Origin of the sequence: Lachnoanaerobaculum sp. Marseille-Q4761 (assembly GCF_017565785.1) — a bacterium.
Taxonomy (GTDB): domain Bacteria; phylum Bacillota; class Clostridia; order Lachnospirales; family Lachnospiraceae; genus Lachnoanaerobaculum.
Genome location: NZ_JAGEKB010000001.1, coordinates 1,019,009 through 1,035,386, shown reverse-complemented (window position 1 = coordinate 1,035,386; position 16,378 = coordinate 1,019,009). Strand labels below are relative to the sequence as shown.

The 16,378-nt window shown below is 35.8% G+C and carries 14 protein-coding genes; all 14 read right to left on the bottom strand.

The features are described from left to right. Nucleotides 1-180 precede the first annotated feature (180 nt). The gene (locus J4O15_RS04785) at nt 181-1,029 is read right to left on the bottom strand and encodes a MurR/RpiR family transcriptional regulator (RefSeq protein ID WP_208099891.1); all 849 of its coding nucleotides are present in this window, start codon (nt 1,027-1,029) and stop codon (nt 181-183) included. A 33-nt stretch (nt 1,030-1,062) separates the two neighbouring features. Continuing rightward, nucleotides 1,063-1,548 (bottom strand): class II fructose-bisphosphate aldolase, encoded by a 486-nt coding sequence (locus J4O15_RS04780; protein ID WP_330638690.1) that lies wholly within the window; start codon nt 1,546-1,548, stop codon nt 1,063-1,065. 467 nt (nt 1,549-2,015) lie between these two features. Further along, nucleotides 2,016-3,308 (bottom strand): IS110 family transposase, encoded by a 1,293-nt coding sequence (locus J4O15_RS04775; protein WP_208099890.1) that lies wholly within the window; start codon nt 3,306-3,308, stop codon nt 2,016-2,018. A 98-nt stretch (nt 3,309-3,406) separates the two neighbouring features. Beyond that, a complete protein-coding gene (locus tag J4O15_RS04770; RefSeq protein WP_243761960.1) occupies nt 3,407-3,781 on the bottom strand; it encodes a class II fructose-bisphosphate aldolase in 375 nt (124 codons plus the stop codon). 19 nt (nt 3,782-3,800) lie between these two features. After that, nucleotides 3,801-5,000 carry an ADP-dependent glucokinase/phosphofructokinase gene (locus J4O15_RS04765; RefSeq protein ID WP_208099889.1) on the bottom strand — a complete coding sequence of 400 codons (1,200 nt, stop codon included), beginning with the start codon at nt 4,998-5,000 and terminating at the stop codon, nt 3,801-3,803. A gap of 24 nt (nt 5,001-5,024) precedes the next feature. Then, nucleotides 5,025-5,885, bottom strand: coding sequence for a ketose-bisphosphate aldolase (locus J4O15_RS04760; protein WP_208099888.1), 861 nt, complete (start codon nt 5,883-5,885; stop codon nt 5,025-5,027). A 19-nt stretch (nt 5,886-5,904) separates the two neighbouring features. Further along, nucleotides 5,905-6,741 (bottom strand): carbohydrate ABC transporter permease, encoded by an 837-nt coding sequence (locus tag J4O15_RS04755; RefSeq protein ID WP_009221050.1) that lies wholly within the window; start codon nt 6,739-6,741, stop codon nt 5,905-5,907. A gap of 3 nt (nt 6,742-6,744) precedes the next feature. Beyond that, nucleotides 6,745-7,629: a carbohydrate ABC transporter permease gene (locus J4O15_RS04750; RefSeq protein WP_208099887.1), complete on the bottom strand. Its 885-nt coding sequence runs from the start codon at nt 7,627-7,629 to the stop codon at nt 6,745-6,747. Nucleotides 7,630-7,686: 57 nt separating this feature from the next. After that, the gene (locus tag J4O15_RS04745; protein ID WP_208099886.1) at nt 7,687-9,012 is read right to left on the bottom strand and encodes an ABC transporter substrate-binding protein; all 1,326 of its coding nucleotides are present in this window, start codon (nt 9,010-9,012) and stop codon (nt 7,687-7,689) included. A 377-nt stretch (nt 9,013-9,389) separates the two neighbouring features. Beyond that, nucleotides 9,390-9,632, bottom strand: coding sequence for a hypothetical protein (locus J4O15_RS04740; protein ID WP_208099885.1), 243 nt, complete (start codon nt 9,630-9,632; stop codon nt 9,390-9,392). 158 nt (nt 9,633-9,790) lie between these two features. Then, complete coding sequence (locus tag J4O15_RS04735) at nt 9,791-13,507, bottom strand: glycosyltransferase (protein ID WP_208099884.1); 3,717 nt, start codon at nt 13,505-13,507, stop codon at nt 9,791-9,793. 34 nt (nt 13,508-13,541) lie between these two features. Next, the gene (locus J4O15_RS04730; protein ID WP_208099883.1) at nt 13,542-14,864 is read right to left on the bottom strand and encodes an ABC transporter ATP-binding protein; all 1,323 of its coding nucleotides are present in this window, start codon (nt 14,862-14,864) and stop codon (nt 13,542-13,544) included. An 8-nt stretch (nt 14,865-14,872) separates the two neighbouring features. After that, nucleotides 14,873-15,694, bottom strand: a complete 822-nt coding sequence (locus J4O15_RS04725; protein ID WP_083810569.1) for an ABC transporter permease — start codon at nt 15,692-15,694, stop codon at nt 14,873-14,875. 121 nt (nt 15,695-15,815) lie between these two features. Continuing rightward, nucleotides 15,816-16,376, bottom strand: a complete 561-nt coding sequence (gene rfbC, locus J4O15_RS04720) for a dTDP-4-dehydrorhamnose 3,5-epimerase (protein ID WP_208099882.1) — start codon at nt 16,374-16,376, stop codon at nt 15,816-15,818. Nucleotides 16,377-16,378 lie beyond the last annotated feature (2 nt).

Sequence of the window (16,378 nt, the reverse complement as noted above, 5' to 3'; positions counted from 1 at the left end):
ACAGTATATCAGATTTTTAAGTCTTGTCAATAGTATTTTAAAACTTTTTATAGTTTTTTTCTTTTTTTATTTTATTATATTCTTATATTGATATTTTAATCTGTTTTAATTGTACATATTGTTTTAATTTTCTGAATATTATATTTAATATATTTATTTACTACTTTTACTCCGATATTTTTAAACCTTATATTCCGATAAAATTATCTCCGGCCTATCTGCCTGCTTTTTTCTTATAGATTCCTCATTTGTTAAAAATTCCAGTAGAACATCTATTGTTGCCATCATATTTGTATGTGAATAATCTTTATAATAATTAAAGGAAATATCCTTTCCTCTTGAAAGCAATATATAATCTGCCATTTTTGCTACCGGTGATTCCTCATAAGCTGTTATTGCAATAGATTTTAAGCCTTTTTCCTTAGCCAGTTCCATACCCATAAGTATCGGCTTTGATGCACCTGACTTTGAAATTGCGATTACAATATCATTTGGCTCTGCCAAATTGATATGATTCATATAATATTCGGTAGCCAATCCAAAACTGCTCCTCACTCCTAAACGTCCAAGTCTAAAGCCAATATATTGTGATAAAGGTACTGTATTTCCAACTGCTATAATATGTGCCATACCGCAGTTTCTTATGAGCTTTACGCAATTCCACATCGTTTCAGTATCTAATCTCTTTCCGATTGCTATCATATTTTCAGCATACTCTCGAAAAAAAATCTCTATTTCATCTGTACTGTTTGATACCTTTATATCACTATATTGACTTTTCCCCATATCTCTTGCCAATGTAATCCTAAATTGATAATAGCCTGTATAGCCTATATGATGGCACATTCGAACTATTGTTGCATCACTTACACCACTAAGTTTTGCCAGATCGGCCACATTGCAATCTACAGTTTTATGAGGATTCTTTACAACAAAATCTGCTACCTTTCTTTCAGCAATTGACATTTTCTTATACTTTTCTCTCATCACACTAAGGACTTCTCTATTTAATATATTACTTTCTTCCAAAATCCATCTCCTTTTATAACCCACTATTCAATATTAAAATCTGCATAAAGTTCTTAGTCTGTTTTCTAAGTAAGGCTGTAGCCTCGACTGAACATATTCCGGTAAGTCAATAATCTTTACCGGGTTTGAATTATATTTGTTAACATTTATATATTCTTCCATCGCAGAATAATATCTTCCCAAAAATTCTGTACCCAAGTTAAATTTGTTTATGCCTTTAGAAAATGCAATCAATAATTGATCATCCGGAATTCCGCTTCCTCCATGAAGCACCAATGGAACATCCGTCATGTCATGTATCTCCTCTAATCTCTTTATATCCAACTTCGGTATGGATTTATACTCTCCATGTGCATTGCCTATTGAAACAGCCAGTGCATCAACTCCTGTTTCATCACAGAATTTTTTGGCAACCTCCGGTTTTGTATATAAATCTTCTCTACTATCAGCATCTTCCTTTGCAAGTCCTACATGACCTATTTCTCCCTCAACGCACACATTAAGGCTATGCGCCTTAATTACTACCTCCTCATATAATCAAGTGTTTTTTGTTGAAAATTCAAAGTTTTTTGACCTTGTCTATCTCAGTAAATAAGCCAGAGTTATGAACATTTCGGTGTATCGGGTACTGAAATAGCGGTAAAAGGGTACACGAAATAAAACGTCATTGATTTTCGCTTTACTGGCCTTGTGTATACCCATCCCTCTATGGCAGCTAACCTCCTATATCCACCAGGATCATCTCTGTCTCCAGAGGTCCTAACTTCCTTCGTCCTGCCTGCCCATAACCAGGGTGTCAGCTATGCTCCTTTACGGGGTCATGCCCCATGGTTACAATTCCTGCCGACTACCGGCTCATTCTTTGTATTGTTGATTACTGACTCGATTCCTGTACCAGCACTGTGATCAGTGGACGCTATCTGCTACATTCTGCTTTGTTTAGTGACCGCCCATAGGACGGCCGACGTATTGATTACATTGTACGCTTATGCTACCTGCAGATATACTGCCGGTCTCTTTATATCACCAACCAGCTTTTTTGGATCATAGTCCACGCCCTTGGTCAGCATTGCAAAAAAGACACGGAGCAGCTTTGCCGCCACAGCCATCAGCGACTGCATCTTCTTTAAGGGATTCAGCTTTCTGGTTGTATAGTATGAATGGAGTTCCCTGAACTCCGGATTCTTTGACACAAGGGACATTGCAACCTCGAAGAGCAGATATCTTAGTCTCTTTCGACCTCGTCTGCTTATTGTTGTCTCACCCTTATGTTTACCCGAACTATTCTCAACCAATGCTAAACCTGCAAGTTTCTGCAATTCTTTTGGGTTATTGAAGCGGCTTATATCGCCTACTTCAGCCAGGAATCCCGACACCGTCTTGATTCCTACTCCCTTAATTTCCAATAGCTTTTCAGCCATTGGAATCTGTTTTACCAGCTCTTCAATCAGAGCTAATACTTCCTGAAGACGACTATTTCCGGACTCATAATCCTCTAGAAGCATACGTATTTCCATCCTCGCAGATATTTCACCTTCTTTGCTTCCAACACTGTGCTCAGCAGCTTCTATCAGGGTCTTTGCCCTCGCTTTCCCAACTGCTCTCACCTTCGCATCTCGCCAGATTTGGTTCACCCCATCGATACCCAACGTCAGGATATCTTCCGGAAGTGGCGCCACCTTAAGAATCAGCATTCCGCTTTTAGCATTCGGATGCCCGTACACTGTTTTGTATTCAGGAAAATATATATTGAACCAACGACTGATCCTGTTCTGAATTCTTGTAAGCTCCGCTTGTAACTGAAATCTCATGTTAGATGCAGTTCTAAGATCTGCATAAACACCGTCTGGTAGGTATGGGATCATGTAACGTCCCTCTCTAACTAGTCCTGCTATGACTTTCGGATCCTTACGATCATTCTTTGTCGGATTGTTATCGTCGAGTTCTTTTGATTTCTTTACATGATGAGGATTCACAAGAACCGGCTTCATCTCATTGTCCTGAAGGAACTTACCAAGATTAAACCAGTAGTGGCCGGTAGGCTCCATTCCGGGAACCACCTTGTCCTTACCATGCTTTTCTTTGATGTCCAGAACCCATGCCTTAAACGTCACGAATCCGGCCTTATCATTACTAAACTTGAATGGTTTCTTAGAATACTCGATTCCTCGGTAATCAAAAGCTCTGGCATAATGCGTTTCACTTCCGACATCGATTCCGAGCACCAAAGTAGTTTCTGTAATTGCTTTAATTTTTGCATTTTGTGTGTTAGACTTCATTGTAGATACCTCTCTGTTTGATAAGATTTACCAACCTGCCAGTCAGTAGTCTTATTTTACTCTGAGGTATTTTCAATTTTCAACGTCCACCATTTAAACTATACAGGAAGCTCCTTTGTAATAGAAATATTTTTTTCTAAAGAGTGCATGGAGCCGTCAATCATTATTGAATCAAATCCTGCATTCATAGACCTTACCACGGCTCCATAACTATAGTCATGATCCGCATGTAATCCTATAGGTACATTAACTTCACCGGCAAGTTCTTTAACCATAGTTGCATAATTACAAATTCCTGTTGTATGCTGAACACTTACATGCTCCGGATATAGCATAACAATAGCCGGTGTATTTGTTTTTTCTGCTGCATATACTACTGAACGAGCCATTATATAATCCATGCAAATAAAAGCTATAACAGAAGTATTGCTCTCCTTTGCCATTCTTAATATATTCTGTGTTTTTTCATACATATGGATATACTCTCTTTGTTTAATCTCTCTCTAATAAACCAATTACTAAACCACCCGCAAAGGCATCTCCCAATCCGACAACTGTAGGATGCTCAACAAAACTTAAATCTTTACAAGGTCTGCAACAAATATTCTCCCCATATTCCTGTTCCAATTTTTGGCAAAACATTTTACTTTCAGATTTATCATTTAAATTTTTAGTATATAAATAATCATCCTTATTAAAATCATCTCCTTTTCTGAATCTTGTAGCAGACATGGCAATACCGCTTTCTAAAGCTTTATTTAATTTCCGTGCATTATTTCCATATACAATAACCCATGCAGCACTGTGGACAAGTATATTTTTAATTCCCGTCTTGTTATAAATGTATTTAACTCCATCCATAACCTCGTCCTTATCCATTATATTTATCCGGCGTCCGATATATTTTTGAAGTTCATCTTCATTCATACTTAAAATATCTGCTCTACTTGCAAGCTTACTATGTATGTAATGTCTGAACTCTTCTTTAATATAACAACCATCTTCCATTACTACAATAGCATTATCCGGTAAATACGACATCATATTATATGTTTTTTCTATTCTGTCTTTCAATATTTCAAAATCCAATATCTCAGTAAAAGATCCCAATAAAAATACTTCACATTTTTTTATTTCATTACCGAACTCTTTTTCCAGAACCGGCAGATTTAAACTGTCCTCATCATAAGATATTAAAATTCTATTTTCTCTGGGAGTGATAAAATCTATATCATTGGCCTTTATTCTTACACCTGCCGCACATTGTAGAACTATATGAGGATATATTACTTCTCTTCCCACAGTCCCCGGTATTGCCCTGATATTTGTCGGCAACAATTTCCTTACATATTCATTGTAGCAGCTGGTTTGTATTAAGCTGGGATAACCTAGATTTGAAATTGCAATTGCCGCTCTTGTAGCTGTACCGCCTAATGTTATCTTATATTTGAAATGTTCTGCAAAATCCTTACTTTGTCGCTCTGTTTCAGGTATTATTTCGCAGCCCACTCCTTCTTTAAGATGTGCAAGAGCGGTAATCAATATATCCCTTTCAGATAAAACTCCTATATTCATTTCTAAGTCTTTGTTATGGATATTATGTCTTTTAATTTGCTCTTCAATTACATTTTTATCCCAGATTAATTCGTAATCTACACAAGTGTGAAAGCCCATAGCAATTTTTTCATCCATCTCAGTTATCCCTCTTTAATACAATCAATAAAATATTGCCATATTATCTGCTTTGAAAAGTTTGATTTTTTCTGCCGCGATTTTTTTCATCTCTGCTACACATGGTGGCTGAATAACATTTGGCTCTCTAAGTGATTCATCTCTAAGTACTTCCCTCATTTTTTTATAATATGCAACTTTAATATCACTTGATATGTTTATCTTATTTACCCCATGTTCCACAGCTTTTTCAATTTCACTGTCTTTATTTGATGATCCGCCATGTAATACCAATGGAATAGAAACCTCTTTTCTGATTTCATCCAATATATCTATTCTTAATTTTGGTATCTTATCCTTAGGATATATTCCATGACTCGTTCCTATTGCAACCGCCAAACAATCTATTCCCGTCCTTTTTGCAAAATCTTTTGCTTGTTTCGGATTTGTGTACAGTATATCTTCAGGTGCAGTGGTTTCTTTAGAATCTGTATTTCCTATAGTTCCAAGTTCGCCCTCCACAGACACATCCACCACATGAGCTAAATCACATACTTTCTTGCAAATATCTACATTATCTTCATATTGTAATAGAGAACCGTCAATCATAACAGATGTAAACCCTATTTGTATTGCTTTTATAATTTGATCAATAGAAGCACCATGGTCTAAATGTATTACAGCCGGAATTTTTGAATTATTTGTTCTTGCTATGATTCCCTTAACCATTTCAGATGTAATATGTTTAAGTTCATCAGGATGAATTGCAATAATAACCGGCGCATTTTTCTCTTCGCATATCTCCATAATTCCATTAAACATATTATAATCACTAATATTGAATGCCGGAACTGCAAATCCTTTTTCTCTTGCTACTCCAAGCAAATTTTTCATATTTAATATCATTCTTCTCTCCTTTAATTAATCAGCCTTTAACACCTCCCGATGACATTCCTGCAATAAAGTATTTTTGAAAAAATACAAATAATATTAAAACAGGAATTGAGCCCAAAACGCTCATAGCCATCATCTGACTCCAGTCATATGCATGCTGTCCCATAAGTAAGTTAATACCTATGGGCACCGTTCTCATCTCCGTTGTCTGTGTTAAAGCCAATGCAAACAAATACTCATTCCACGCCTGCATGAAAGTATACATTCCTACAGACACCATACTTGGCACTGCTATTGGAACAAGTATATACCATAATGCTTTCCATCTTGATCCACCATCTATCATTACAGCTTCATCCAACTCCCTTGATAAGGTATTAAAATACCCGGTCATCATTAAAATACAGTATGGCAATGTCATTATCAAATAAGTCAATATCAATGCCAAATATGTATTAAATAATTTCATTGTTACTATCAATCCCATATACGGAATAAGAAGTACAATTGGAGGAATAGCCTGTACACTTATTATTATTGAATTTAAAACTCCTTTTCCCGGAAAATCAAATCTACTAAATGCATAAGCAGCTAATATCCCTATTAGTAATGTTGCAACTACAACACAAATGGACACAATGTAACTATTCACAAAAAATCTTACTTTTGTACTGTCTGTAATAACCGCAATATATGACTTAAAGCTGAATGTAGCGTCAATAAACTTTGGCGGCCATGAAAATATTTCAGAATTGTCTTTCAATGATGAACATATCATCCAAAGAATAGGAAATGATGCAAAAACGGCACCTATCACCAGCAATACTGTAGCTATTATCTTCTTTATACCGGTATGACTTCCCACCATAATCTAGCTCCTCACTTTTTTCTGCTGCCTTACATAAAAAATTGCAACGATAATACATACAATTAACAATATTGTGGCTGATGTAGACGCCATACTGTAATCGACCTTCTGGAATGCCAGTTTGTATATGTATATGCTTAAAGTCTGTGTGGCGTTTACAGGTCCACCCCCTGTCAACATCCAAATAACATTAAAGGATTGAAGTGTCCATATGAAGTCCAGCATAGCAATACTGATTAATATCGGCTTTAATTGTGGTATTGTAATACTAAAAAATCTTTTAATATCATTAGCACCATCTATTGCCGCACTTTCATATAAATCTTCCGAGATTCCCTGTAATCCTGCCAATATACTGATCATATAAAACGGATAACCACACCATATATTTATAAAGCATATAACAGGCAGTGCAATTGCTCTGTCACTAAGCCACTCTGTATCTCTATTTACATGAGGAAACAAGGATAGAATATAATTTATAATTCCGGATGGTTGTAACATCAATTTCCAAAGTATGGCAACTACAGATGCTGTGAATACCCATGGCAATATATAAATAACTCTTGCAATTGTCTTTGTTCTTACACTGAAATATTTTGAATTTAACAATATTGCAAATAGCATGCCTATAACCATATGTGCAATAACACTTACAGCTACAAATATAATTGTGTTATATACAGATTTCCAATAGTTACTGTCTTTAAATAGTTTATAATAGTTTTCCAATCCCACAAAAGAGGGATTTTTTGATATAACCGCCTTGTCTGCAAATGAATATGTAACTACCATGAAAATCGGTACTACCATAAATACAATCATCAATGTAATTGTAGGTAATAAATATCTATATGGTGCAGACTTTTTTCCAGCTAATATATTCATCTAACCCCTCCCATTAAGTAGTTTCACGAATGAATAGTAATCACTTCAGTAATATGATCATTTACCTGCATTATCTAAATAGTTTTGCCAATTTTCCAACATCTTGTTGACATCCATCTCACCCTCTAAATACATTACCAGGTCATTTGTCATAGATGTCATAACATCTGAAGCATTTGCCAATCCGATAAACTCATTTATAACATAATTCTTTTTGTATTCCTCATAGTACTCTTGGAACTGTGTTGGTGCTGAACTGTAGTCCGGTGTAGCCACTTTACTGTTTGGAAATGCTGACATCGTCGATGCCAATCCCGCAGATGCAGAACCGTCTTTTCCATCTTTTCCACCCAATAAGAAATTTATAAACTCTGCCGCAGCTTCTTTATTTTCACATGACTCTGAAATTCCAACAGCCCAACTCGCATAACAAATGCCGCTTTGTTCTTTATAATCATCTTTAACAGGTATTGTAGCAGCTTTAAAGTTCAACTTCTCGAATTGGCTCATTGTTGCTGCAGATGCAATGGTAAATGCACAATTTCCTGCCGCAAAATTACTTGTCATTTCAGCCTCTTCCAATGTACTCATTCCCGGGTATAATACTCCCAAATCATAAAGTTTTTTATACATCTCTGCTAAGGAAGCAAGTTCACTATTGTCTTTAGTCAAATATTTGCCATCCTTATCTTTTAATGCAATTCCTGATGCCCAACCTGTTCCCATAAATACATTTTGTATACCATTGGCATTTGTAGTTCCCAAATTTAAAGCCAACGCTGAATATCCGGCAGCTTTTATTTTTTCACAAGCCTGCTCCAACTCAGTCCATGTAGTCGGAATTTTTTCAACACCTGATTTTTCCAAAATATCCATATTTACATACATCGGATAGGCGAAATTTAATATCGGAACTACATACTCTTTATTATCTACCTTCCAAACATCACTTGCCAGATCTAATTTCACATCTACAGTTGAAAGATCTGTTAAAATGCCCATATCAACAAACTCTGATAACCACGCTCCATCAATACTAAGTACATCTGCAATTGTGCCATTTGTTGCCCCGGCTGTTATAGCTGTCTTAGTGTCTGCCCAGGGTGCTGTCAAAAGCTCTACCTTATTACCTGTGGCAGCTTCATATTCATCACATATTTTTTGCAGATAGCCTTCCGGCAACTCTCCACCCCACCACTGTTGGAATTTAATAGTTACTCCACCAGCCTTCTTAGTCTCCGCTTCGGAAGATACTTCTTTTGTATCCCCACCTGAACTTTCTGCTTTAGGTGTACTGTTATTACCGCATCCAACAAGACCTGTCAGCAAAGCACATGATAACATTGTTGTAATACCCAACTTTACAAATCTACTTATTTTCATATTACCCCTCACTTTCCGAGAAATTTTATTTCATTTCTGTAATTTTATTTTATAAAATTCCTCATTCACGTTTTACTTGTAATTTAATTTTACAACTTGGGTGTTTTTTGTCAATATACAAAGATTTTTTCTCTATTATATCTATTTTTTATTTGATTTATTATGCATTTTGTCCTTTGAGAATTTTTAAATGTAGAATAGGCGTGAAATATTATTTTTTGTATTCAAAAAAAGCTTAGAATTTGATTCTAAACTTTCAAGGCATATATATTATTCTGTAATACACATATCAATTTCATACAAAAAGCGAATTGAAAAATTCAACTCGCTTCTTTACCCTATACAGAAATCAACCTATAATATTTATTTAACAAGTTTTATCTTATAATAATAAAACTTAAGATCAAAACAAGTATTACACCACATACCATTGCAAAAATAAATTCAGAATTACCTATTTCACTACATACTGCTCTTACGATTGTATTAATCGCATTTATCATGGATATTCCCATAACTATCTTATATATTATTTCCGGTGTGGTTGCCACAATTATTGCAAGCAGAATCAAATTTATAGTCCATATAGCAATTAGCAATATATTACCCACTTTTTTCATGACAATACCTATTACCTCCCTTTATAAACTTTTACATACACTATTTCATCTTAAATATACATCTATTATCTTTTATATATTAATTAACACTTTTTAAAATTTATGTCAAGATAACAAAAAGCCCCATGAAGTAACTTCTCCACAGGACTTTCCTTATACTAAAAATCTTCTCTTATTATTTCCCAAACAGCCTCTATACTATGCTTGTTTTCTACATACTCTCCGGCTGCTCTGCTCATATCTTTTAGAGCTTCCTTGTCATTATATAGCCTTACACATCCCGTTATAAAATCATCCGGTTCATCTGCTACTAACATTTGATTATGAGAATTATCTATTCCCTCCGCGCCTACAGCAGTGGTTATTACCGGATCACGATAATATAGTGCCTCTATTACCTTGCCCTTTACTCCTGCTCCGTATCTTAGAGGTACTACTACAAGCCTTACCTTCTCGTATAGTTCTTTTAATTCCTCTTCACTGACAAAGCCTTTAAAGATGATACCCCTTTCCTCATTGTGAAGTGCCTTTATCTCATCTGTGGCATTAGAACCCACTATATAAAAAGGTGCTTTTATCTGTGCATAGATTTTTTCCCACATATTATCAAGGAAATACTTCAGTGCATCTGCATTCGGCGGATGTGAAAATCCTCCTACAAACAGTACGCCCTCTCTGATATCCGGATTGTAGTCAAATTTTATAAACTTATCAAAGACATAGGCTGTTATTGCCTTTGCTTTTATCTTCTTATCAAAGGTATGAATATAATCCACCTCTACATTTGAAGGGTAATAGCTTATACTTGCCTTTCTCATAAGGTCAAGCTCCATACTCTTCCAATATGCACTGGCATTTTTTCTCTCCACATCCCCGGTAAGCTCATACTCTCTTCTTTCACGCAGGAAATGTAAATCATGACCATAGTAGATTACCTTGATATCAGTTTTTTCTTTGATAAAATCAATGTATTTTGTTGCAATATGAGGTCTGTTAAGATAAACAATATCAATATTTGACTGATTATTTTCAATCCACTCAAATATATTTGTTCTCATCTCATTGCCATATAATACCTCTACGCCCATTTGCTCCAGAGTTTCGGTATATGGCTCGGACTTTGCAAAATTATCCGGCAAAAACTTCACCACATAACCTCTTTCTATAAACATTTTTATATACTGGAAAGTGGTTTTTGAGCCGGCATCCTTATCAAAGGTCGGCACATAATGGTCTACAAAGAGTATAACCTTTTTGCCTCTGCTTCTTTCTCTGGCTCTAAAGGCATTCGGCACACCGACATTGTCGTACTGGTTTTTAAACTCCTCACTCCATTTTTCCTGAAGCTTTTTATTGTTCTCCACCTGATATCTCTTAAGCCCTGTGCCGTTTACATCCGTACCGTTTGATACACCTTCAAAATGAATTACCACACTGAGCGGCTGATATACCACCCTCAGTCCACGCTTTCTCACTTCAAAGGCAAGGTCTGAGTCCTCACAATATGCAGGTGCATATCTTTCATCAAATCCTCCGATTTCCTCCCAGAGTTTTCTGCTAAGCATTATCGCCGCACCTGATATATAGTCAACATCTCTTACATAATTATACTCGGGCTTATTCGGATCATCACATCTGCCATAGTTCCAGCCGCTGCCGTCACTCCATATAATGCCTCCTGCCTCCTGCAATCTGCCGTCAGGATATATAAGTTTTGAGCCTACCATACCGATACTTCTGTCAGACTCAAGCAGCTTTATAAGCGGCGGCAGCCAATTTTCTTTCACGGTTGTATCATTATTTAAAAAGAATATATACTCGCCTCTCGCCTTTTTTGCGGCATTATTACAATTCTTTAAAAATCCCTGATTGGTTTCATTCCTTGCAATTACAAGACCTCTTACAAATTTATCTATTTCCTTTGTGGCATCTGTGGATACATCATCAGCAATGATTATCTCATAATCAAACCCTACAGTATTTTCAAGAATGGATACCAGACAGGCATAGGTATAATGTATTTGATTATACACAGGTATAATAATACTTACCTTAGGATTTTCCACATAGGGGAACTCTATTCTGCCCTTTTCTCTGTATAAATCACCTATTTTAAATTCGCCCTCTATAAGGTTTTTTCCCTGTTCGGAATGTGTTAATTTAAAATATTTTATAGGATGAAAAATGCTCATAAGCCTGTAGTTAAGCCTTTTTCTTTCCATACTTCCCTTAGGATATTTTTTATTGTAAATAGTGCTTAACTTTCTTCTGATTCTGAATGGAATGGAGAGATTACCGTTATAAACATTCAAGGTCTTTGCAAGCTCTTCATTTTCATGTCTTAGATTATCTATTATTATCCCCAGATTGTTTACATGATTATCTGTAAGCGTTCTAAGCCTTGTCATCTCTTTGATAGCCAGCTCTCTATCCTTATTTATCTCTGAAAGCTCGATTATCTTATTTTTTGCATGCGGTAATTCCTCAAGCGCTTTTAATCCCTCATTTAGGGTATCACGGCTTACTGTCTCCACAAAATAATTATCCAGATAAACTTCCTGATAATCGCCATGTATATATTCCTGGAATCTTCTCTCCATAAAGTCAAAGGCATCTATATCATCTATACCGAACTTTTCCAGGAATTCTTCCTCAACAAGACCGAAATTTTCCTGTATTTTGCTTGCATTATTTTGATAAAAGCTGTGCAATGCACGGTATTTTATAAAGAGTTCTCTATCCTTTATAAAATCCATCGACTCATCAAATATCCATTCGCAGTCTATAACGATAAACTTCTCTCCGTCAAATATAAAATTATCAAATATGGCATCAAGATTTATTGCGTCATTATCCACTATCTTTTCAAGATATCCCTTAATACCTTCTATAAAGCTGTCTATATCTTTTTTGATACCATCTGCACAAAGCCTGCTTAAAGACTTTCCGTTTACAAAGGGGAAGTTTATCTCTCCGGCATTTTTAAAAGTCCCTTCAAGCACTGTCACATTGTCATTTTTTATAAGCTTTGCCCTGTCATACATACCCAGTATATGTGGAATACCGTCTTTTTTCAGAGCGGACTTTAAGGCATACTTCTCACCTTCTCTTCTCCTGATTTCCGTCTTTATCTGATACTTTGGAAGTCTGGTTCTGTTGTATTTAATATAGATGTTCTCCTCACTGCCTCCGCAAACCAGTATATATGAGTTTGCAAAGGCATCAAAATCTCCTGTTTTTGCAGCCTGTGAAAATCTCTCACCGATATCTTTTAGTGCAAATCTTGGATAATCATAAGCTTTTATCTGTGCAAGCTCTCCCTCTCCGGGCATTTCCTTGTCTGAAAAAAGCTTATAAACATATCTATAGTTTGGATATGGATAATATGTGGAATACCCCTCTTTAAGCCATTGTCTTACAGTATTTACACTTAAGGGATTTTTATCTCCGAAATCCTCTTCAAAATAGTTCATACCGTATTTATTGTCAAATATTAAAACCAGCTTTGTTTCGGGCTTTTCATTTTCCATAAGTCTTGATACCATCTCGGCACCATAGGCGATAACAGTATCAAATCCGTTAAAATCTATACTTTTTAAATCTGAAATATATTCTATGCTATTGCCGAAAACAGCCTGCACACTTTCCGATTTTTCTTTTGACTCTTCATAGATATAGACTTTTGATTTCTTACACAGATCATCCAATATTGCAATCTGACTTCCGAGGAATAATGTCTTTCCCTGTATATCTATCCACTCTGTATTTCCAAGCGACAGAGATGAAAAAAAGGACAGATTCTCTAATCCGGGATTTTCTTTTAAAAGTCTATATTCATCTTTTCCATACTTTTTTGAAAGTTCTAAAAGACTCATTTTCTCTCCCATTTATTTTTATTCAAGCAAAATCCTATGATTGAATAAGTTTTACTTTTGATTCCATATCATAAACTCCCACAGTGTTTTTATTTGAAATAACTGTAATGAATGTAACATCATAGAGTCTGTGATATACCACATGTGTACCGTCTTCAAATCCGGTACAGCTCATACTTAAAAGATACTCCCCACCCTGTAAGGTCATTTTTTGTTTGAATTCCACCACTACTTCATCACCGGGTTTTACAGGTTTTACAGGTGCACCCTCAAACATTGTATTGGTACCGCTAAGTTCCGTTCCCTTTTTATCCTTAATGGTGAATGTAAATATAGGGGATTCTATATCGGCATTAAACCTTATCTTTTCTCTGATTGTAAACTCCTCGCCCTTAAGCAAAAGATTTGTAAGCTCTCCCTTAGAGTCTAAAAGCCCCAGATCATATATCTCGGCTCTGCCGTCACCATATTCTGTTTTATTGGGATTTATGGAGATTTTTTCCTTCATAAGACCGTGATATTCTTTGGCATGTGATTTATTTATATCATTGTTTAACTCCATCATATCGGAGAAATTGCTGTCCAGTCTTTTTGCAAGATCTGCCTCCAAATCATCCATTCTTCCCGCAAGGATTTTTTTATACAGATCCACCATCTCTCCGGCAGGACCTTCGGCAAGAAACTTTCCCTTATTTAGAAGTATTACCTTATCGCAATACTTTATAACGCTTCCCATATCATGAGTTACCATCAATATGGTTGTACCTGTCTTTCTTATCTCTTCCATTCTTCTGTAGCATTTTGCCTGGAAGAAAACATCACCTACCGAAAGCGCCTCATCCACTATCAGTATTTCCGGTTCCACATTTATAGCAAGTGCAAAGGCAAGTCTTACAAACATACCTGATGAGTATGTCTTTACAGGCTGATAGACAAAATCCCCTATATCCGCAAAATCAAGTATTTCAGGAAGCTTTGCATCCATCTGCTCTCTGCTAAAGCCCATCATGGTACCGTTCATATATATATTTTCAATGCCTGTATAGTCCATATTAAATCCGGCTCCAAGTTCCAGTAATGCGGATATATTGCCGTCCACCTCTACACTACCGGTACTTGGATTTAATACTCCTGTTATGATTTTTAATATAGTGGACTTTCCGGAACCGTTTGTTCCTATAATTCCCACTGTTGAGCCTTTCTCTACACAAAAGGATATTTTATCCAAGGCAAAAAATTCCTTATGATATTTTTTATGTGTAAGAGAAATACTCTCCTTTAACCTGTCTATAGGCTTATCATACAGTCTGTAAATCTTGGTCACATCACAGACATTTATTGCTAAATTGCTCTGCATACTTCTCCTTATAATACATCTGAAAAATGCGGTCTAAGCTTATTGAACATTCTAAGTCCGATAAATAATAATATTATGGTAACTACCCAAAAATAAACTGTAAGTCCCGGCCTTTGGAAAAAAAAGTTCCCTCTCAGTATGCTGTCTCTGTATCCTACCACAATATAATATACCGGATTGAGCTTCATTAATTTTTCTACCTTTGGAGGGAAGAACTCAAACATTGTAGGATCCCACATAATCGGTGTCATCCACATCCCAAACTGTAAGGCAATACCCACTATCTGTGCCATATCCTTAAAGAATACATTTATAGCACAGGTTATATATATTATTGCCAATGCAAATATTGACAGGCAAAAACTGTAATATACTACTCCAATCCAGCTAATCATCGGCAGTCTTCCAAATGCCAATGTCATTGTTATCATTATTACAACAAAGATTCCATGCACTATAAGGCATGAAATCACCTTGATTACAGGCAGTATTGATACATTAAACACTACCTTTTTTACAAGATAATTATATTCCGAAAGTACTGCCGTACCTAAGTTTAGAGTCTCAGCAAAGAAAAACCACGGTACTATACCGGGCACCAACCATACCACATAGGGAACTCCGGGTACCGGTGGCTCACTCTTAAAGCCCATCTGAAAAATCAAAAAGTATATAAGCACTGTAACTACCGGTTGAACAAACATCCAGGCAATGCCAAAATAGGACCCGACAAAGCGCTTCTTAAAATCAGCCTTTGCCAAATCCCATATGATTCCTCTGGATTTTAATATTTCTCGTATAAGCGATATTATATTCATCTCTTTTTCCATTCATTATTTTACAAATTATATCTACAATCCTGCCTTTTTAAAGCATTACTCTTTTATAAGTCTTTACTCTTGCAATCCTTATATAAATAATTCTTTTACAAAACAGGATTGTAAATCAATATCAGAATTTATCAAAACTAAATGTTTCTTTAATGCCCTTCCACTTTGTATCTTTTTCAGACATTATAAGTTCCATTCCCTCTATCGGCCAGTTAATACCTATATCGGGATCATTGTATATAATACCGCCCTCATCATTCGGATGATAAAAGTCTGTGCATTTATAAGCAAATACAGCCTCATCCGAAAGCACTAAAAAACCGTGCGCAAAACCTTTCGGTATATAAAATTGCTTTTTATTCTCGCTTGATAATAATACTCCGAAATGCTTTCCGAATGTCTTTGAGTTTTTTCTTAAATCAACCGCCACATCATAGACCTCACCGCTTAGTACTCTTACAAGCTTACCCTGTGGATGCTCCTTTTGAAAATGTAAGCCGCGAAGAACTCCTTTGGATGATTTTGACTCATTATCCTGTACAAAGACCATATCAAGTCCTGCCTCTTTAAAATCATTTTGATTATATGTTTCTATAAAATATCCTCTATCATCTTTAAACACTGTTGGAGTGATTACGCAAAGTCCTTCTATCTCGCATCTGTCCACTATGATTTTTCCCATTA